Source organism: Desulfosporosinus paludis (assembly GCF_045689965.1).
GTDB lineage: Bacteria > Bacillota > Desulfitobacteriia > Desulfitobacteriales > Desulfitobacteriaceae > Desulfosporosinus > Desulfosporosinus paludis.
Genome location: NZ_CP144211.1, coordinates 5,290,205 through 5,309,859 on the forward strand (window position 1 = coordinate 5,290,205; position 19,655 = coordinate 5,309,859).

19 protein-coding genes are annotated in these 19,655 nt (G+C 39.5%); 12 read left to right on the top strand and 7 right to left on the bottom strand.

Annotated elements, in window-relative coordinates:
• Nucleotides 1–8: 8 nt before the first annotated feature.
• Nucleotides 9–617, bottom strand: coding sequence for an undecaprenyl-diphosphatase (locus VZF35_RS26190; protein ID WP_407309558.1), 609 nt, complete (start codon nt 615–617; stop codon nt 9–11).
• Between the two features lie 746 nt (nt 618–1,363).
• Between VZF35_RS26190 and VZF35_RS26195 the strand changes: the two genes are divergently transcribed.
• From VZF35_RS26195 to VZF35_RS26205, 3 genes are all read left to right on the top strand, one after another.
• On the top strand, nt 1,364–1,498 hold the full coding sequence (locus VZF35_RS26195) for a hypothetical protein (protein WP_407309560.1): 135 nt from the start codon (nt 1,364–1,366) through the stop codon (nt 1,496–1,498).
• A 533-nt stretch (nt 1,499–2,031) separates the two neighbouring features.
• Entirely contained in the window at nt 2,032–3,180 is a 1,149-nt protein-coding gene (locus VZF35_RS26200) for an aldo/keto reductase (RefSeq protein ID WP_407314840.1), read from the top strand.
• 194 nt (nt 3,181–3,374) lie between these two features.
• On the top strand, nt 3,375–3,791 hold the full coding sequence (locus VZF35_RS26205) for a cupin domain-containing protein (RefSeq protein ID WP_407309562.1): 417 nt from the start codon (nt 3,375–3,377) through the stop codon (nt 3,789–3,791).
• A 179-nt stretch (nt 3,792–3,970) separates the two neighbouring features.
• Here VZF35_RS26205 and VZF35_RS26210 read toward each other — a convergent pair whose 3' ends face one another.
• On the bottom strand, nt 3,971–4,138 hold the full coding sequence (locus VZF35_RS26210; RefSeq protein ID WP_407309564.1) for a hypothetical protein: 168 nt from the start codon (nt 4,136–4,138) through the stop codon (nt 3,971–3,973).
• Nucleotides 4,139–4,478: 340 nt separating this feature from the next.
• Here VZF35_RS26210 and VZF35_RS26215 point away from each other — a divergent pair, with 340 nt between their 5' ends.
• A complete protein-coding gene (locus VZF35_RS26215) occupies nt 4,479–5,381 on the top strand; it encodes an ABC transporter ATP-binding protein (protein ID WP_407309566.1) in 903 nt (300 codons plus the stop codon).
• Complete coding sequence (locus tag VZF35_RS26220) at nt 5,378–6,196, top strand: ABC transporter permease (protein ID WP_407309568.1); 819 nt, start codon at nt 5,378–5,380, stop codon at nt 6,194–6,196. The genes VZF35_RS26215 and VZF35_RS26220 overlap by 4 nt, the downstream gene beginning before the upstream one ends.
• 104 nt (nt 6,197–6,300) lie before the next feature.
• Here the strand turns inward: VZF35_RS26220 and VZF35_RS26225 are convergent, their stop codons facing one another.
• Nucleotides 6,301–6,402 carry a hypothetical protein gene (locus VZF35_RS26225; RefSeq protein WP_407309570.1) on the bottom strand — a complete coding sequence of 34 codons (102 nt, stop codon included), beginning with the start codon at nt 6,400–6,402 and terminating at the stop codon, nt 6,301–6,303.
• Nucleotides 6,403–6,891: 489 nt separating this feature from the next.
• Between VZF35_RS26225 and VZF35_RS26230 the strand changes: the two genes are divergently transcribed.
• The 3 genes from VZF35_RS26230 (at nt 6,892) to VZF35_RS26240 (ending at nt 9,077) form a co-directional block, all read left to right on the top strand.
• Entirely contained in the window at nt 6,892–7,356 is a 465-nt protein-coding gene (locus VZF35_RS26230) for a phage tail protein (protein WP_407309572.1), read from the top strand.
• A 671-nt stretch (nt 7,357–8,027) separates the two neighbouring features.
• Nucleotides 8,028–8,321: a hypothetical protein gene (locus VZF35_RS26235; RefSeq protein WP_407309574.1), complete on the top strand. Its 294-nt coding sequence runs from the start codon at nt 8,028–8,030 to the stop codon at nt 8,319–8,321.
• A 114-nt stretch (nt 8,322–8,435) separates the two neighbouring features.
• Nucleotides 8,436–9,077 (top strand): hypothetical protein, encoded by a 642-nt coding sequence (locus tag VZF35_RS26240; protein WP_407309576.1) that lies wholly within the window; start codon nt 8,436–8,438, stop codon nt 9,075–9,077.
• Nucleotides 9,078–9,204: 127 nt separating this feature from the next.
• Here VZF35_RS26240 and VZF35_RS26245 read toward each other — a convergent pair whose 3' ends face one another.
• Both VZF35_RS26245 and VZF35_RS26250 read right to left on the bottom strand, forming a co-directional pair.
• Nucleotides 9,205–9,897 carry a sensor histidine kinase gene (locus tag VZF35_RS26245; protein ID WP_407309578.1) on the bottom strand — a complete coding sequence of 231 codons (693 nt, stop codon included), beginning with the start codon at nt 9,895–9,897 and terminating at the stop codon, nt 9,205–9,207.
• A 446-nt stretch (nt 9,898–10,343) separates the two neighbouring features.
• Complete coding sequence (locus VZF35_RS26250; RefSeq protein WP_407309580.1) at nt 10,344–11,675, bottom strand: FAD-binding oxidoreductase; 1,332 nt, start codon at nt 11,673–11,675, stop codon at nt 10,344–10,346.
• Between the two features lie 144 nt (nt 11,676–11,819).
• Here VZF35_RS26250 and VZF35_RS26255 point away from each other — a divergent pair, with 144 nt between their 5' ends.
• Nucleotides 11,820–13,376, top strand: a complete 1,557-nt coding sequence (locus VZF35_RS26255) for a vanadium-dependent haloperoxidase (protein ID WP_407309582.1) — start codon at nt 11,820–11,822, stop codon at nt 13,374–13,376.
• A gap of 446 nt (nt 13,377–13,822) precedes the next feature.
• Here the strand turns inward: VZF35_RS26255 and VZF35_RS26260 are convergent, their stop codons facing one another.
• Both VZF35_RS26260 and VZF35_RS26265 read right to left on the bottom strand, forming a co-directional pair.
• Nucleotides 13,823–14,236 carry a hypothetical protein gene (locus VZF35_RS26260; protein WP_407309584.1) on the bottom strand — a complete coding sequence of 138 codons (414 nt, stop codon included), beginning with the start codon at nt 14,234–14,236 and terminating at the stop codon, nt 13,823–13,825.
• A 35-nt stretch (nt 14,237–14,271) separates the two neighbouring features.
• On the bottom strand, nt 14,272–14,985 hold the full coding sequence (locus VZF35_RS26265; RefSeq protein WP_407309586.1) for a response regulator transcription factor: 714 nt from the start codon (nt 14,983–14,985) through the stop codon (nt 14,272–14,274).
• A gap of 351 nt (nt 14,986–15,336) precedes the next feature.
• Here VZF35_RS26265 and VZF35_RS26270 point away from each other — a divergent pair, with 351 nt between their 5' ends.
• The 3 genes from VZF35_RS26270 (at nt 15,337) to VZF35_RS26280 (ending at nt 19,583) form a co-directional block, all read left to right on the top strand.
• A complete protein-coding gene (locus VZF35_RS26270; RefSeq protein ID WP_407309588.1) occupies nt 15,337–16,680 on the top strand; it encodes an acetyl-CoA hydrolase/transferase family protein in 1,344 nt (447 codons plus the stop codon).
• Between the two features lie 138 nt (nt 16,681–16,818).
• On the top strand, nt 16,819–18,654 hold the full coding sequence (locus tag VZF35_RS26275) for an acyl-CoA dehydrogenase (RefSeq protein ID WP_407309590.1): 1,836 nt from the start codon (nt 16,819–16,821) through the stop codon (nt 18,652–18,654).
• A 254-nt stretch (nt 18,655–18,908) separates the two neighbouring features.
• Complete coding sequence (locus VZF35_RS26280) at nt 18,909–19,583, top strand: YetF domain-containing protein (protein ID WP_407309592.1); 675 nt, start codon at nt 18,909–18,911, stop codon at nt 19,581–19,583.
• The last annotated feature ends 72 nt before the right edge of the window (nt 19,584–19,655 follow it).

A 19,655-nucleotide genomic window follows, 5' to 3' on the forward strand; every position in this document is an offset into this window, starting at 1 on the left:
CTCCTAAGTTAAATTTCTGTGTTGTCTTTTTGAATGTTCTTATGATCACCTCCATAATGAAATAATCTTAGTCCAAGGTTCGTGAGAGGTTGAAACAAATGACTAAACTTCCAAAGTACCCGACCACTAAGCGTACCGATAATCATTCCCGCAATAACATCTGTTGGCCAGTGTACCCCAACATAAAGTCTTGCTACACCATTAAGTACCGCTAAAATGGTAAAGCTCATGGTGGTCCATTTTGGAGCTTTACCCCAAGAGGCTGCGGCAAACCCAAAGCTTCCTGTTGTATGATCGCTTGGAAAGGAAGCGTCTGGACTATGTGGAATAAGTTGAGTGAACGTTCCTTTTTCTAGTACCATAAATGGACGAGGCCGGAAATATATATGAGATACAATGACATTAATAAATAACCCTAACACCCCGGCTAAACCCATGATGACTAGGGCATGACGTTGCTTTATTTCGGACTTAGGAAGAGAGAGCCAGGCGATAACAAAGAGGACTACATAAAGTTCAAGTGAGTATTGGGCTAAAAAAGCGAATGCTTTGTCAAGAAACTGATGATGACCGGCGTATTGATTAAATAAGTGGTATCCCTGAATGTCAAATAGCAAGTTTTTGGGCCTCCTCATATTTGCGAAATGTATCAGTGCTTTTTCCTTACTAAGGATATCAAACCAACCTTTAATTTATCTTAAAATATCCATAGGAACCTAAGGTAATGAGTAAAAATATCTCCGTCATTAAGCATTAACGATATTATGTTTCAAAAATGAGCGAAGGGAAGAGAAAACGCATGGATAGGGCTGGGCCATACAATTTGGTCTAATGGGAGGTCCAGCCATACTTCAGGAAAATTGGGTAAAAGGGAGGATAATTCGCAAAATGATTGAAATTAACAATAAGGAGCTTGAGTATTGCAATAAAATACCCGGCAGAAAACATTTGATGTGTTTTTCGCCGGGTTAGCTTTATTTGGTATGTTCCATATGACCCTCTGATTACGGCTTTTTAGGTTGCTTTGGTTTCTTTTTAGGATTTTTATCGCCCATCTGATTTCACTCCTTCTAAACTTGATATATTTCTACCTTGCAAGAAAGATTCCTGTTGAAACAATTATTCAACGGTTATGGATTAAGCTTAATGGCTTCATTGTATCGGTATCACATCTTTTTATGTTTTTAAACCCGACAAATTGAACACTCCACGCGCGTTAAGGTTACTTTATTGATATTTATGCATTTGAATATATATCGGGAAGCTTGGACAAAACTTACCAAGACTATATTAAAAAGTAATGGGGAAAGTATAGTTGGCTATTAATCTTTAACAATAATTTGCGATAGGGGGTTATTTATTAATGAACAACTACCATTCGAACATAACTAAATATCATGGATTAAATCCATTGAATCTCAAGCGTGATTCTATTGTACCGAGTGTTGGAGATAAATTGTTTCGTCTCACTTCCAAAAGTACCGATAGTGTTCACTAATTGAATATGCCAAGGGAAGAAATTCATGCAGCTTATGCGCAGTAGTTTGTCCACAAGGACTTAAATCTGAGAGAAACCTGTAAAGTAAGCCGAGAGAGTATGTTCAGCGAAGGAAAAATACTCCTTCAGCCCACGAGTTTGCCTTAATGCAAAAGGCGAAATTGACGTTGAAGAATTTATATAGAAGAAAGCAAGATTTAATGTCCTTCTGATTGAAGAAATATTTAATGCGTTGATTGAGAGCTGTCAACGCATTTTTTCTGTTTTAGTAACTGAGTTGGCTAATCAATGGTACCGTTAAGGTAGCATTGGCGTCCAGCAGGATCTAAACAAAAAGAGCAGTTTAACTATAGTCTCAAAAAATACTTGACTTGGAGTTAACTCGAGATGATAGACTATGACACGAGGCTGATCTTTGTTAGCTAATTATCTTAATGGTTAGTCCCTGTTATGGTGCAGACAAATATAAAGAAAAAATGTCATTTGAGTCAATAAATCATAAGAAGCATTTAGAAAGGAAGGAAAAAAATAATATGGAAAAAAAATTAGGTTTTGGATGTATGAGGTTACCACTTCTGGACAGAAATGACCAGACTTCCTTTGATACAGAAACGCTAAACAAACTAGTAGATACTTTTTTGGAGAAAGGATTTACCTACTTTGATACTGCTTATGTCTATCATGGCTACATGAGTGAGGACGTAATGAGAGAAGTTCTTGTAAAAAGACATAAAAGAGATGATTTTACACTTGCGACAAAGCTCCCTATGAGAGATGTAAAAACTGTTGAAGATCAGGAAAAAGTCTTTAATGAACAGCTGGAAAAATGCGGTGTGGAGTATTTCGATTATTATCTGCTCCATAATATTGGCGTTATTTCATATAAGAAGGCGTGTGAACTTGACAGTTTTGGTTTTGGAATTAATAAAAAGAAAGAAGGTAAGATAAAGAACCTTGGTATGTCATTCCATGATACACCGGAATTACTGGATGAGATTTTAACTGCTCACCCTGAATTAGATTTTGTGCAGTTACAGATAAATTTTATTGACTGGGAAAATCCAAGCATTCAGTCAAGAAGATGCTATGAGGTAGCCAGAAAGCATAATAAACCGATTATAGTAATGGAACCATGTAAAGGAGGCTCTCTAGCTTTAGTTCCGGAAAAAGCAGAAAAGTTAATGAAAGAATATAATCCGGAAGCATCTATTCCATCCTGGGCAATCCGATTTGCTGCCGGTCAGGAAGGGGTCATAATGGTACTGAGTGGAATGAATACAATGGAACAGGTTCTTGATAATACTTCTTATATGGCGGACTTCAAACCTCTGAACGAAGAAGAGTACAAAATTGTCAATCAGGTAACCGAAATTATCAATGAAAATACTGCAATTCCTTGTACAACTTGCAGATATTGCGAAAAGGGTTGTCCGAAAAAGATTGCTATATCGGATTACTTTGCATTGTATAACAGTACAAAACGTGCTATGACTGATAATTTTTCAAGTCAGTTTGTTTATTATTTGAACCTTGCGGCAAATCATGGTAAAGCAAGTGACTGTATAGGCTGTAAGGAATGTGAAAAAGCCTGCCCACAGCATTTGAAGATAACAGAGCATCTAAAAGATGTATCAGCGACCTTTGATGTGATGCCTCAGTTTCCTACCAGAAAGGAAAAATAGAGAGAGGCAGAGATCACCATGAGAATCAGTGAAACAGCAAACCGTCACAAATTGCAATGCAGACGTTAAGTGAATATAAAGTCATGCTTGGTAGTGCACGTATGACAATTGCAGAAGTAAGTGAAAAAATATGATCTTTCACAGGATACACTCCGCGATTATGAAACCCTAAATACAAGAAAGGAACGAATATCATGAACGATTTGAGTAACAGTATAATTTTCCCGAAGGGCGACAAATTGCCTCCGCAGTTCAGCAAAAATTTTATCGGCACCGCATATTTACAGATGCTTGTACCTGCAGGAACCGAATTTGACTGTCCTATCGGTAATGTGACCTTTGAGCCGGGCTGCCGCAACAACTGGCACAAGCATCCGGGTGGTCAGATCCTGCTTGTCACCGGTGGCAGAGGATGGTATCAGGAGGATGGCAAGCTCGCGCAAGAGCTGCATCCGGGCGACGTGGTGAAAATCCCGGGAAACGTGAAGCATTGGCACGGAGCTTCGAAAGACAGCTGGTTCATCCATCTTTCTGTCGAAACCAATGTTCAGGCAGGCCCTGCAGAATGGCTGGAGCCTGTTTCGGATGATGAGTACAATAAGTTAGTATAATATCTGAAAAATTCCCAGCTATTTAATAATTAACCCTAGGATTTTAAAAAAAGTACGTTAAATAAGCAAATGCACCCCCTTTGAAAAGCGGAGGTGCATTTAATTTTTTCAAGAATGAGTTATTCAAAAAATAAGTACTCAATCTTTGATACAATTAAAGGACATAAAAAGTCCAGTATTTATTGAGTATTATTGGGCTTTCCGACTTTTTCATCCATGTTACTTGGACCAGAGCCATGAACTAATACAACCCCTGGAAACAATCCTTCTGTTTCATTGGGAATAGCCAATATTCCATTCAGGGGATACTTTGTTTCAGTACCTATTTTAATTTTTTCATCGGCCATATTGTTTTACCTTCCGATAATAATAAAACTATAGTTACCCAAATAAACTAACGTTTTAGTTTTAAAGGATGGATCTTTAAATATCAGCCCGCTATTCCGACATAATAATCATAGTGATTATCCTTAGTTTTCTGCCCTCTCCAGATTTTTTCTTAGAGTATTTTAAGGGAATTTCATTTAAACTTCATATCCAAGTAGACAGTACTAATAAAAAATTGATCATGTCTGGGGTAATATATCCTGAGATTGATACTCTAATCAAAAAATATAACTTGCGATAGTCGAAGGGATTATAATATCCAGCTAAAATGTTTATAAAACTATTTAAGAAGGTGAAACAATGGCAACAGTTATTGAATTACAAAACGTTACCAAGGTATTTAATGCAGGCCAACCAGCAGTTGACAATGTTACCTTACAAGTTCAGCCTGGGAGAGCAGTAGCTTGCCTAGGTCCAAATGGTGCTGGGAAGTCAACTAGCATTTCCATGATGTTGGGTTTGCTAAAACCTACGTCCGGAACCGTAAAACTTTTTGGCGGAAATCCAGAGTCCCGGCATTTACATCAAAGGCTAGGAGTTATGCTCCAAGGGGTAAGTGTTCTGGATCGGCTGACTGTTCGTGAGACAATCAATTTAGTTCGTAGTTATTTTGCGAATCCGTTGCCTATTGCACATTTGTTGAAGGTTGCCAATTTAGAAAATGAAACAGATAAGCTGTCAACCGAACTTTCCGGAGGGCAAATGCGTCGGTTGCAATTTGCCTTGTCCTTAGCTGGAAATCCAGATGTTTTATTTCTGGATGAGCCGACCGTAGGTATGGATTTCTCCTCTAAACAAATCTTTTGGCAAGAATTACGCCAGTTTATCACTGAAGGGAAAACACTGCTGTTAACCACTCATGATCTCCATGAAGCGGATTCGATGGCTGACCGTGTGGTTGTTATTGATCATGGAAAGATAATTGCCGATGATTCTCCTGAACAACTTAAAATGATGTACGCCGGCCGTCAGGTCTCATTCGTCTTAGGGGGGGACATGCCCCATGAGGTTATCAATCAGTTGCCGGGAGTGGCTTCTTTTCGTGAGGAAGGACGTCAAATCATTATACGCACAACAAATTCCGATGAGTTGATTACTCAGGTCATTAAACAAAACTGGGACATCAGTGATATCCAAATTTCCGGCGGAGGCTTGGAGGATGCTTATGTTCGACTTATAGGCGAAAAGGAGGATAAAGCATGAATGCCCTAATCTCTCAATGGAAAGCCGATCTTAGACGTACTAGCCGGGATAAACGATTTTTCATTCTGACTTTGGTTATGCCGGTTTTGCTTTACCTCTTGTTCTCTAATAAAACTTCCGGATCACCGGCTCAAAACGCCTATACAATGGTCGCTATGGCTGTATTCGGTGTCATTACCAGTTCAGTAAATACCCTGAGCGTGCGACTGGCGGCAGAGCGACAAAGCGGATGGACAACTTTTCTCAGAACAACCCCCTTGTCGTCTGTGACATATACCATCGGTAAGGCGTTAACTCAATTAGTCCTAACCCTGGCTACCATTTTAGTGGTATTTGCAGTTGGTTGTTTTTTTAAAGGCGTAAGCTTACCAATACAAACTTGGATCTTTGAAGTTCTTTGGTTTTGCCTTGCTTCGCTACCTTTTGCAATGTTAGGTATTCTCATTGGAATGACAGGAAGCTCAGCACAAATCCTTGGTGCGTTAGCTTATCTAATCTTAGCACTCCTTGGGGGTCTGTTTGGGAAAACTACAGGGATGCTACAAGACTTTGACAAATGGCTTCCCACGCATTATTTCGCCCAACCCGGATGGGATATGCTGCAAGGGAAGACTCCAGATTTAGTAACAGATGTAGCTGTGTTGGCTGGTTATGCCCTTCTATTTATAGCGATTAGCGCAATGATACAGCACTCGTCAAACTTTGCAGAGGGATTTTCTCTAAAGAAATTCTGGCAAAAATATAAGCGATTTATTATTGTTGGGTTGATTATAATATGGATAATTTTTCGCCGATTCATAATCTCTAAATTCTAATTCGCTTACTAGCTCGGCAACTTTAACGGGTACTTTTTATGGTAGCAAATATCCATTAACTAACGAAAACAAATTAACCACTGCTTCGAATTATTCTTAAAATTTTAAGTAAAATTCTGTAAATGGTAGTAGAAATGCACCCCCATGGCCTCAATTTCTCTGATGTCTCTAATAGCTGTTGAACGAGAGATGTTAAATTCTCGCATGAGTTCAGAAATTGTAAAGTGGGCGCGGTTGTTGATACCGCATGATTATATTAATCCGTTCAACTTTTTTCATCGGGACTCCTAAACAGTGTCATTTTTTGACATGATTTAAGGCTATACTAAACGCATCAAGTGAAGAAGACAAGTCATTTGATTAATTTAAAAAAGAGGAAGGTTTTGAATATGGCAGATTATACCCTATAAGAAAAAGATAGCTTTACCGTTTTAGGTTTTGGAATTACACAGACTTTGCTGGCTTAAACAAGGAAAAGTCAGACTTTTGGCAGGCCGTCAGCAAAGATGGAAGGCTTGTCACTTTAAAAGCCCTAGCCACAAATGACTACGTTTTTGCCGTGAACGAAGCGGTGAATAACAAGATGATGCATTATGCAAATGCAATGGTTGAGATGGGGCAGCGAAACGGCTTAGTTTTTGCTGAAATGTGGATTCCTGTTGCTAGGAAATAAAGAGAAAAAAGGAGGGATGGAAATGTCCTATATCGTTGATTTCCAAAATGTATCTACGGTTGGCTTAGAGTCTTCACCTGTAGTAGAAGCGCTTGCTGGTTTACGTGCTAATGAAGCCCGTTACTTTATGAACAAATACAAGCATGAATTTACGGTTGTACCAGCTAGCGAAAGCCAGGAGACCCTTGATTATGTGAACCGAATTATGAAAGAAGAACGTGATGTTGAGTTTGCGGCCAAACCTTTAGAAACGTCGCGTTTTCAAGTGGAAAATATCAAAATTGCCTACGTCTTTTATGAGGATGGTCTTGTGGTCAACGTCATGTATACGGTTGATGACCCTAAGAAGCGGGCCGTTGGTTTTAAGCTTTCTGAGGGGATGGAGGTACCAAAGGAGTTAGAAGGGAAGTTTAAGTTTGCTAGGCAGAAGTCTAAACTAGCTGGAACAATTCGGGGTTCGTTTTTTGTAATTAAAGGAGAATATTAAAGTAAGCAAGCGTTTAGGTAAATAGTGCTTTTACCCCTAGACTAACTAGGGGTTTATTTATTTGAATGTTTCATGGCAATTAACCATTGAAGAAAATAAATAGCAAACTTCATAATTAATCTTAGGAGTTTGATAGCTCATAAAAATCGCATATTATCTGGCTAAACTATAAAATCTTCTCAACTAAAAAGGCGGGAGTCCAGGTTATAATAATTTTTTGGAGTAAACAATGCCCATAATTAAAGTAAATGATATCAATATACCTTATGAAGGTATATGGGGAGGGATACCCCCTCGTACTTATCGGTGGTCTTGGTGCCGATATTACAATATTTAAACAAAGCATCCGCAAACTGTCGCAAAAGTTACTGTTAGGTTATCATTCTTTTCTAAACTCATAAAACTAGTAAGGTCAGGCATAAGTAAAACAGAGCAGCCATATTACGCTTTCTGCATCAGCTTCAAGCATCTCGTAATTATGACTGTAGCAGCTGGTTGGGCGAGATAAAGGTGCCTACGCTCATCCTCCATGGCAAGAAAGACAACCCCGAACTTGGAGAGAGATGAAGGAGATAGTTATTTTTTCACATATATTTCTCAGCAAATTCTCAGTTTCATTCTCTAGAATAAACATTGTAACCGATATCTCTGACAGGAAAGGAGGCGCTGGGATGAAAAAATTCAAACTAAGATTTATTTCTATTTCGTTGGTTATTTTATCCACGTTATTTGTGCTCACGGGCTGTGGTACTCAGTCTTCCGCGAGTTCCACTACCGGTACCTCAAACACAGCTTCAACGACTAAAACTGAAGACTCCAGTCTAATTAAGAGCCAACAACAGGTAAAAATGATCGACATAAAAGCGTCCAAAGGACAGCAAGAGGTTAATGCTCAAATCAATAAAAATCTCAACAATCTGGATAAATCTCTCAATGCCCTAGATGGAAGTTTGGGTAGTCTGTAAACTACTTTACATTAAGATTAAGATTCATGAAAACCAATGAGGAAGTATTGAATGCAATTATAACTAAACTTCCAAACTCATTAGAGTATTTCAATAAAGGGAGAATCAATTAATATGAGAAAATCAAGCAAATTATTAGCTTGTACATTGGTAGCGTCTTCAATCTTTAGTTTTTCTATCCCTGTATTTGCCGACACTACCCAACCATCGTTACCTGCAACTGGACAAGTCCAAAATTCATCAACTGGGACTACAACAACACCTGCTGACACAGCAGCTACCAGAAAACAGAAGCTTCAAAATGAAATTTTGCATCTTCAAAATGCCGAGCAGTTTCAACAGAACTTGGCTCCTATTCGCCAACTCCAAGCACAAGATAAACAACTTCGTGATCAAATTAAAACCTTGAGAGAGACAATACATGCGCAAGTCAAAACTGATCGCCAATCAAAGAATTATACCGCTTTATTAGCTGCCCTCAATGATATGATCCCTATGCAAGATGATATAGCTAATGCGCAGGAAGCTGCTCAAAGCGCTAAAGCGGATTGGACACAACTGAGTACTGACAACAAAGCCAAGAACTCCTCTGCGGTTACGTCAGACTTAAGCAAGATTCAAACAGATGTTCAAAATAGAATTAATGTTTATCAAAAGATCTTAGCAGATCTTCAGAAAATCAACGGAGATTTGAACACCTCGGCTTCAACAACGACACCATCCTCTAATCCATCTTCAACTGCTCCGACAACCTAAAATTGACTAGTTTGTTGAGAACCGTACATATAGTTGTGCGGTTCTTCTATTGTGCCACTCATGAGATTAATCTATAAAGTGATGTCTACTTGAAAGCTTGCTATACATTGGACTTGAAAAAAGAATTTTAATTAATTCTTGGGAAATGAATTATAAACGTTGTTCCTTTCCCTTGAGCGGCTGCCACGATAAAAGCGCTCAAATATATACGAAGATCCTGAGGAGAGATTCCCTCCCCGTTATCTGTAACATAAAGTTTTTTTCCTTTATCATCTGCTCCGAATATTATCGTAATTTTACCATTATCCGGAGTATGCAGAACTGCGTTATGGATCAGGTTAAAGATGATTTGCTTAAGTTCTCCTGGTTCAACTGGCAGGGATAATTCGTCAACTTGGATATCCAATGTACGGTTTGCAAATAGAGAGCTTAGCATGGGTAAAAGCTCGGGAAGAATATTTTGAACCGATACTTCGGGCTTAAATTGAGGATCCTGACTGACTTGTTTTGTTAAACGGTTGAGAGTTAATAAGTCCTCGGTAAGGTGGATTAATCTTTCTGTTTCGATAAGCATTGATTTATGGACTGAAGATAGAGTTTCTGGATCTGTTTCCGGTCTACGCAACAAGATTTCTAGGAATCCTCGAATAAACGTCAAAGGGGTTCTTAATTCGTGGGAAGCATCACCAATAAATCTTGCCATTTGTTCTCTGGCTTCCGTTTCAAGTGCCAAGGATTTATTAAGAGTTTCGAGCATTTGATTTAAGACAGACCGCAAATGTGATATTTCCGAGGCTGACGGCTCTTCGGGAATTCGCAAAGTATAATTACCTGCAGCATCTTTCCGGATATCTCGGACATGCTTGATAAGGGTTGAAGAGGCTTTTTTAAAATATAAAAGGTCAGAAGCCCACTAAATACTAGAATCAATAACATTGGAAAATTTTTAGTGAAAAGCATACTAAATCTATATAAAGCCTTTTGCGATAGGGATGCAACTTTTGTCATATATACCAAAATACTAAAACAGAACGTAATAAAGTCGCATAGTAATACTTGCGGTAATTTGATAACCTTCTGCTAATTTGCAATTGTTGAAAAAAGGCTACACTAAGTGTAGTTTTTTTGCATTAATAGTTTGTCATCTAATGAAGAAAATTTATCTTTAACTGAGAATAGAATTAATTGAAGTTTCGGTCGCGACCGAGACTTCAGTTATTAACATGGCGTCTTTTTTGTTCAGGACATATACACCTTATTAGTTTATCAAGGTTTGATACTTTGAGGGAAGCTGAACACATTACAGGGATCATATTTATTTTTAATACTTTGTAAAACTTTTACATAATGACCGAAATAAGCCCTTTCGTAATCTTTTAGTCTAATATACGGAAAGTTGACGTAGGAACCAAAAGTAAGCTCTTTAATATATTTAAAGCCTTTTGCTACCCAGGCCTCATTGATTGCTGCTTCATCATTCTCTTCCCAGCTTGACGAAATGTCCAATATATATTTTGCCTTCCTATAGTAAAAAGCAGTTTTACTTTTAGGAACATCTCTTACCGCTCCGCCTAATGAATAAACTTTAATTAAGGAATTGTAATCGCTAGGGGCTTTATCTAATATTTTAATGATATTACATATATTATTTTTGGAAAGATGCTTGTACATAAATCTACCTGTGTCCATGAATTTTTCACTTGCCGGGTATGTGTTTGCTATTGTGTTAACAGCCTCAATATAATCAACATATTCAATATTTTCAAAAGTAATACCCGGTATTTTAAGGATGGGTTCTAATATTTTTCTTGCTTCAGCGGGGTTGCCATAGAAGAAGCCAAAAAGCAAAACCCCTTGTTTATATACTCTGCCGAAGGCACTCATCCTGCGATCTAAATCTTCCAACCATTCTTGCCATACACTTAAAAATTTGAACCTAGCAGATCTATTGTTGTTCCATTGCAGTTGAAAAAGCGTTATTTTATCGACCTTCTTTTTTAATTGGAAGGTGTAGGAAGTGACAACTCCGTAATTTCCTCCGCCTGCTCCGCGCAGAGCCCAAAACAAATCTGAATGGCAGTGTTGATTAGCTACTATTATATTGCCTTTGGCATCCACCATTTCTGCTTCAAGCAAACTGTCAAGGGTAAGTCCCAAGTAGCGGGCAGATAAACCTATCCCTCCGCCTAGCACTAAACCGGATATGGCTACTGTCGGGCAAGTACCTCCCGGAAAAGCATAGCCGTGTTCATAAAGTACATCATATAATTTTCTTAGTCTTGTTCCTGCTTGGACCTTGACTACGTTATTAATAGCATCCACTTCTATGTGATTCATTAGTGTCGTGTCAATTACCAATTTCCCCGTTCCGGTTGAATAACCTTCATAGTTGTGTCCCCCTGAGCGGATACGAAGTCTTACCTGATGTTTCTCTGCCCAATGAATAGCATTGGCTACATCCTGATTATTAAAACAATATACTATTGCTATCGGATAGGCATCAATTGCCCTGTTGTATTCTTGTCTAGCTTGTTCATATTCTGGATCAAAAGGCCAAATAACCTTACCTGTCAATCCTTTATGCTCCAATCTAAGCACCGTCCTTTTGGTTTACTGTATGCTTGTACTTCGTAGACGGTGACAAATGATCATTTTTGCGACCAAGAATAGTTCCGAGAACACAAGCTATTCCTCCATTACATAATATAAACAAATATCAAAAAATAAAGGAGCAAGTGTAAAGTGAATAAAGAAACTTCGTTAAATTTAAACACTGAAGTTTCGTGTGAGATTGGACCAACAAGTAACCAAAAACGCAGCCAACAAGCATTTTTAATTCGTGAGGAAGCAGCCCTTTTCGAAAAGGACATTCCTCTGCCTGGCCATCCATGTAACGGAGACAGTAACCGTTATCCAAATAAAATTGCCGACTATACTAAAGCATTACCGCACAATAAACTTGGCGAAGTCGACCTTAATGCTTATGGTGTTTTGATTAGGGCTCTATCAACCGGAGAGCCGGAAGTTTTTGAATCGATACCCTTGGGAGGGGTTACCAAGCTTGTTGATCCCCAAGCCGCTTATGCCTTTGAAATGGCGGGCCCAGATTCTCACCATTTAAGTATTATCCCGCCGCCTACCCTAAGCAGTGCAGAAGAAGCCAGTGAGATGGCCGAAGAGTATTGGATGGCACTTGCCCGTGATGTACCTTTCATAGACTACGATACCAACCCGATCACCATCGCAGCATCTGCTGACCTATCAAAATTTACTGAGTTCAGTGGACCTAAAGTCAATAGCAAGGTCACCACGGGAACACTGTTTCGAGGGAATCTCCCCGGTGACCTGGTGGGACCTTATGTTTCCCAGTTCCTTCAGCAAGACATCCCCTTCGGGCCCAAAACAATCGTTCAGCGTAACCGTACCACAGTTCCCGACGTTGACTACCTTACCAAATATCAGGAATGGTTAGACATTCAAAACGGATCAGCTCCGACAGCCGAGAATATATATGAGCTCAAACGCCGCTATATCTATGACGGACGTAGTATTGGCGAATATGTCCACCAGGATTTCACCTTCCAGGCTGCACTCACTGCTTGTTTGATTCTGCTAAGTTATGGGCAGGAAGCATTAAGCCCAACTAACCCTTATCTTCATTCGACTACCCAGACCGGTTCTGCTACTTTCGGAGACGCACATGCTTTGGATTTTGTAGTCCGAGCTGCACGGCCTGCTCTGGAAGGTGCCTGGTTCCAAAAATGGTTAGTACACCGTCGTCTACGACCCGAAGAGTACGGGGGACTCGTCCAAAACTTACTGACGGGTGCAGCCAACTATTCAATAAACCCGGAACTGCTTAATTCACAAGTAATTGCCAAGATATACAAAAAATATGGCACTTACCTGCTGCCCCAGGCTTATCCGGAAGGGTGTCCCAATCACCCAGCCTATCCCGCTGGGCACTCCGCTTCAATCGGTGCATGCGTTACCATGCTGAAGGCCTTCTTTAAGGAATCGTTTGTTATTCCCAATCCGGTTATGGCCAGTGCTGACGGCTTGTCGCTGCTTCCATATACAGGTCCGGCTTTGACCGTAGGAGGTGAATTGAACAAACTGGCTGCAAACCTTTCTCTTGCTCGCAGTTTCGCAGGTGTACACTGGCGCTCTGATAATCAGGGCGTATATCTAGGTGAAAATATTGCTATCGGTATACTTGAGGATTACAGGAACACCTATAATGAAAACTTTTCAGGTTTCACATTTACTAAATTTGATGGAAATATTGTAACGATATAATATTGTCATTAAATTAAATTTAATATACAAGACAGATAAATAAAATTTGGCGGAAAGATAAGTAACCTTCCGCTAAATTTCTTTATTCCTTGTAAGGAAATAGAATTTAATAAAATCGAAGAAAAAATGGTTATTGACCTTACAATATGGATGGTTAAAATAGCGGTACTAAACGCTAAACAATAATGTGCATTTCATATAAAGTTCGCTTTTCACGGGGCGGTAATCACAAAGAATTAGAATGAACTCATTGAACGTTCAAAAAGCTATTACATATTTAGTGCTGATCAGGAAAGTTTGAAACTGATGGTAGAGAATATTATTTATTTGTGTTAAAGGGGCAGACAGTGTGGCGTAGCCGATTAGGGGATTGTTTGAAGCGACTTTTGAATTCTGTCTAGTTAAACTGGCTTCAGTTTCTTGATTGAGGTATATCGGTCCAGAAATCACCAAATAGCGAATTCTTTTTGGAGAAGTTGAAATGGCATTTGTCCGAAGTTTGTTTTTATTAAGTTGTTTAAAGAAAAAGGATTTTTGGATTGCACTACTTGGCGGCTAAGAATACCCTCAAATTTTTTGTCGGATGAATAGAAACCGACTACAACACCAGGACCAAGGTCCGGCCAAGCCATGGAAAACGATTGTTTATGATTTAACCAAAGTTTAATCTGGTTGACATCAAATAAACCTATTTGAGCCTGTAGGTCCTGCGTTTCTCCTTTCATTAAAAATTGATTTAAAGCCTGGTACTGAATTCTTCCCATAATTAGGGAAACCAACAAGAGGCTTATCCAAAACCTTACTAATAGTTTACCAGTCAAGGAATCTTTCCAATGTGCTTTAACGCCGGTTTTAGTCATTTCAACACCTTCCGTCTTCTGTAAAACGTTTTAGTTTAACTGTCGACTATATGCTTCGAAGGAACTAGACGATAACCGGCACCACGTACAGTTTGGATCCATTGGTGTTCTTTGTCGCCTACCTTGTCACGAAGATAACGAATATACACTTCAACGATATTGTCATCTCCTTCAAAATCGTAACTCCAAACGTAGTTTAATATGGAACTTTTGCTGAGTACCCTACAAGGGTTCCAAAGCATATAAGATAATAGTTTATATTCGGTAGGGGAAAGGGGAAGAGGGCAACTGTTAAATGTAATCGAATGGTGTGCTTCATCCAGGCAAAAAGCGCCTATACTATGTTGCCCGGTCAGCTCCGGGTAACGGTTACGTAATTGAACTTCAATTCTAGCTAACAGTTCTTCAAAATGAAAAGGTTTCGTCAGATAATCGTTGGCTCCTTGCCTTAAGCCCATTACAATCTCTGCGGCTGTATTTTTTGCTGTTAACATAATCATGGGGGCTTGGCTTATTTCCGGGGCAGCCTGACAAAAATCATTTCCATCCATGACAGGCATCATTAAATCTAAAATAATGAGGTGAGGGTCAAATTCCGGAATGAGCTCTAAAGCGATATGACCATTAGCAGCGGTTTTTACAACATAGCCTTCTTTACGTAACCCTAAATCTAACATTTGACGAATTGAAGGTTCGTCATCAACAATTAAAATACGAAAAGAAAAAGAAGCCATTTCTTCCACATCCATAATTACGAGTTTTTTAAGCTATTCAGGATTAATCGGGAAATGTTTTTGAAAAATGAAAAGTTGATCTGGCCAGGAATTATCCTGGTCGTATTTTTTTTGAAATAGTATTATGATAGTATTAAGAAAAGTCCGAAAGTTTGATCTATTCTTGCATATTCAAATTTATTGGAAGGAGGGGATCTTAGAAGAGTAGTTTTAGAAACCAAGCCGAGCTTTACCATGGGCAACAGAGGTTTGGAAAAACATTTATCAACAAAGTAGAGGAAAGAGAAAATCATAGTTTAAGGGAAATTAACATAATGATGGACATATAACCAAAATCTTCAAAATTTTTAACAGGGAGGAATTGACTTGGATCATAAAAGTGAGTACGAACGTAAATTAGTCTCCGCTGATGAAGCGGTTAAGGTCGTTAAATCCGGTGATATTGTCCATTACGGTGAATTTGTGATGGCTTCTCAAGTTTTGGATGCAGCTTTAGCCAAGAGAAAGGATGAATTAGAAGGGGTTAATATCAGAACCGTTTGCTGTCCTTTCCCGCCCCAAACGGTTATCAGTGATCCTGATAGAAACCATTTTATTTATAATGATTTACATTTCAGTGGGGCCAGCAGAAAGCTGCATGACAAAAATTTATGCAATTATATTTCATTAACCTATCACGAAGGTCCCAGTTTTTATGACCGGGGTTATGTACCTGTCGATGTAGCCTTGATCAAGGTTACTCCTCCTGATGATCATGGCTATGTGAATTTGGGTACAGCAAACTCTATTACTCATGCATTCTGTGATGCTGCCAAAATAGTTATTGCTGAAGTAAATCAGTCTGTACCGAGATGTTTGGGCGGCTCAAGAGAGACCTTACATGTATCCGAAATTGACTATTTTGTCCAAGGTGATAATCGACCCCTAATTCAGCTGTCTGAACCCCCTATATCCGATGTGGATAAAAAGATCGCCCAAATTATCCTAGGGCAAATTGAAGATGGTGCCTGCCTGCAGTTAGGAATCGGGGCAATGCCGAACGCAGTTGGTGCCATGATCGCCCAATCAGACTTAAAAGACCTAGGTGTTCATACAGAAATGCTGGTCGATTCATTTGTTAATATGTACGAAGCGGGAAGAATAACGGGTCTGCGCAAACAGATTGACAAAGGAAAGATGGCCTATACCTTTGCCATGGGAACCAATAAGCTCTATGATTTTTTGGATAACAACCCAATCTGTGCAAGTTACCCAGTCGATTATACAAACGATCCCGATATCATTTGCCAAAATGACAATATGCTTTGCATTAACAATGCTATAGAAGTAGATCTATATGGTCAGGTCGCCTCAGAGTCATCCGGTATTAGACATATTTCTGGAACTGGAGGTCAGTTAGATTATATTTATGGGTCCTATAAATCGAAGGGAGGTAAGGGGCTGATTTGTCTTACTTCGACCTTCGTTGACAAAGAGGGTAAATTACAATCGCGTATCAAGCCCACTTTGACCCTCGGGGCGATTGTTACTGTTCCTAGAAGCATTAATTATTATGTTGTCACTGAATATGGTATAGCAATGCTCAAGGGTAAGAGTACATGGCAAAGGGCGGAAGCCTTGATCAATATTGCTCATCCCGATTTGCGTGAGGAACTAATAAAAGAAGCGGATGCCCAAAAAATTTGGGTGCGATCAAACAAGATATCCTAAATGCTCGGATCACCAATATTCGAGTGAAAGAATTTTTGATCGGCGCTTCCCTTTGCGTTGGTGGCGGAGCAGCTATGGCATCTTTATGGACAAAGAACTATAAATAGAACGATAATATTAGATTGGAGGAATGTAAACATGGCTTCTAATTTTGCTATAAATAATATTCGGGATTTTGAATTTATCATTCAAGAATGGCTCCCCACTGAGGGTGTTTTTAACTATCCTCAATTTGCTGACTACTATTCCAAGGATGATATTAAATCAGTTCTGGAGCCCGTTCTAAAAATGTGCAAAGCGGTAATTGAACCGACCAACGACGAAAACGAGACCCATCCAGCTACCTTTGCAGATGGTAAGGTAACTACTCCGCCAAGCTTTGGATCTCTTTTCCACAAGCTGCAGGAAGAGGGTTGGGGTACCAGCAATATAGACAATTCCCCTGATGCCATGGTAATGCCAGAAATGTTGTATGCAGCTGTTTGGGAATTGATTTGTGCAGCAAACCCTACCTTTATGCCCTATATTCTGCTGACCTCCGGAGCTGCCAATTTGATCCAAACCTTTGGTGATGAGAAATTAAAAGCAATGTTCCTTCCTAAGATGATGAATGGAACATGGTCCGGTACTATGTGTCTTACCGAGCCCAGTGCCGGGTCTGATGTAGGGGATATTCTATCTAAAGCTTATCCCACCGACGATCCGCGGATTTTTAAGATCAAAGGCAATAAGATATTTATAACTGGCGGAAATAATGATTTTACGGAAAATATCATTCACCTCTACCTAGCTCGTGTAGAAGGCGTTAAACCAGGCACCAGCGGTATTTCTCTGTTTGTAGTCCCTAAGTTGTGGGTCAACGAAGATGGAAGCTTAGAAGATAACGATTTTGTAAACACTGGTATTGAGCATAAGATGGGGCAACATGGTTCGGTCACTGCCGCTTTATCTGCCGGGGAAAACGGAAATTGTCGCGGTTGGTTACTGGGTATAGATCCACGTGAAAATGAGGGCAAGGGCGAAGGAATGTCTCAGATGTTCCAAATGATGAACATGGCCCGCATGGAAACCGGTCATATGGCGCTGTCTTGTATAATCAATGCCTTTGCTAATGCACGCGATAATGCTAAACAAAGAGTTCAGGGCCGCCTGATTACCAATCCCAAGGCAGGTCGGGTAGCCATCATCAACCATGAAGATATTAAACGGACTCTGATGATGGGCAAAGCTCATATTGAAGCTATGCGAGCCATGATGTATAGAGTTTATCTGGCTTTTGACCAGAGACACCGCGATCCCGATCCAGCAGTAAGACAAGCGGCCAGCGATCTGGTTGAAATAACAACTCCACTTTGTAAGGCTTATCCTTCTGATGAAGGCTGGTGGCTCATTGGCGAAGCTATACAGTCGTATGGCGGCTATGGCTACTGCGAAGAGTATCCCGTTTCACAAATCGCTCGTGACATGAAGATCTACTCAATTTGGGAAGGCACTAACTTTATCCAATCAATGGATTTAGTTGGCCGCAAGATGAACATGAAGGGTGGCTCAGTATTTACTTCTTGGGTACAAGAAATGGTAGATTTCTATGAAGCTAATAAAGGCAATGAAGCTTTAAGCAAGGAATTTGCAAACTTGGGTAAGGCACTAAATGCGTATCAAGATATGCTTAAGGCTTTAGCCAAATATTCTAAGACCAATATGAGTATGATTCCGCTCTATTCCCGCCGGGTCCTGACCGCTACTGCCCAGCTTTACTGTGGCAGGCAGATCCTTGACCAAGCGGTATTGGCTGATAAGAAAGCCAAAGAACTTGGACCTGATCACTTTGATTATAAGTTCTATTCTGGCAAAGTAGCCACAGCAAAGTACTACGTGCGCAATATAGTCCCTAATGTCTGGGCGGTCGCGGAGATAGTAATAGATGGGGATACTTCAGCTATTGATGTTCCAGTGGATGTTTTCGAGTACTAGAAGATAATAGAGCCAAATTATCAATAGCCTTCGCTTTATAGCGGAGGCTATTACTCGTATAGGAGAATATAATCGAGGGTTGGTGTTGATGCCATCGTCAGAGCAAAAGACAATAATATTAAGAGTTTAAGGCTAGCAAAAGAGAAGGTCAATAAGTCGAAGGCAGTAGATGTATAGATAATTCGGTTTTACATAAAGCGAAAGAAGATTGGGATAATGTAGGTAAGAGTGGAGCGTGATAATAAAAAATGATCATGAATAACATTTTACGTATACTTTTATCCTTCTTTATGCTTTGGCTTGGATTAAGAGTATTAGGAAAGAAGCAAATTGGAGAACTGAGTATTTATAATGTCGCAACGATTGCCGCCGTGGGAGAAATGGCTTCTAGTTTAGCCACCGACCTACACGACAGCCCGTTTAATTTTATTTTTCCACTTCTAGGTTACTTTTTATTGACATATTTAATGACTTTCTTTTCATTAAAATCCCGGTTTGCCCGTAAAGTTTTTGAAGGGAGTCCGACAATTGTCATTTCCAATGGTAAAATACTTGAACAAAACCTCAAAAGTTTACGTCTGTCTATTGAGAACTTGTTTATAAAGTTACGAGAAGAAAAAGTGTTTAATCTGAAGGAAATCGAATTTGCGATTATGGAACCGGATGGGAAACTAAGTATTTTACTGAAGCCGCTTTATCGAACAATAACTGCAGAGAATCTACATTTAACTACTCAATACGAAGGGCTACCGACTATCCTAGTTAGAGAAGGCAGATTTGAAGAAGAAAGCTTAAAAAGATTAGGAATAACTAAAAGTTGGATAATGACGCAATTGCACGCCCAAAATGTCAGTGAGATTTCTGAGGTATTCTTAGCCCAGCTGGATACCTCCGGACAACTTTACATTGACTTGATAACGGATTGGTAGCGTTGTTTCAATTGTTTTATCGGGTTATTATTGACCATTATTTCGGAAATTTCACGGTTTAAGTTAATTTGC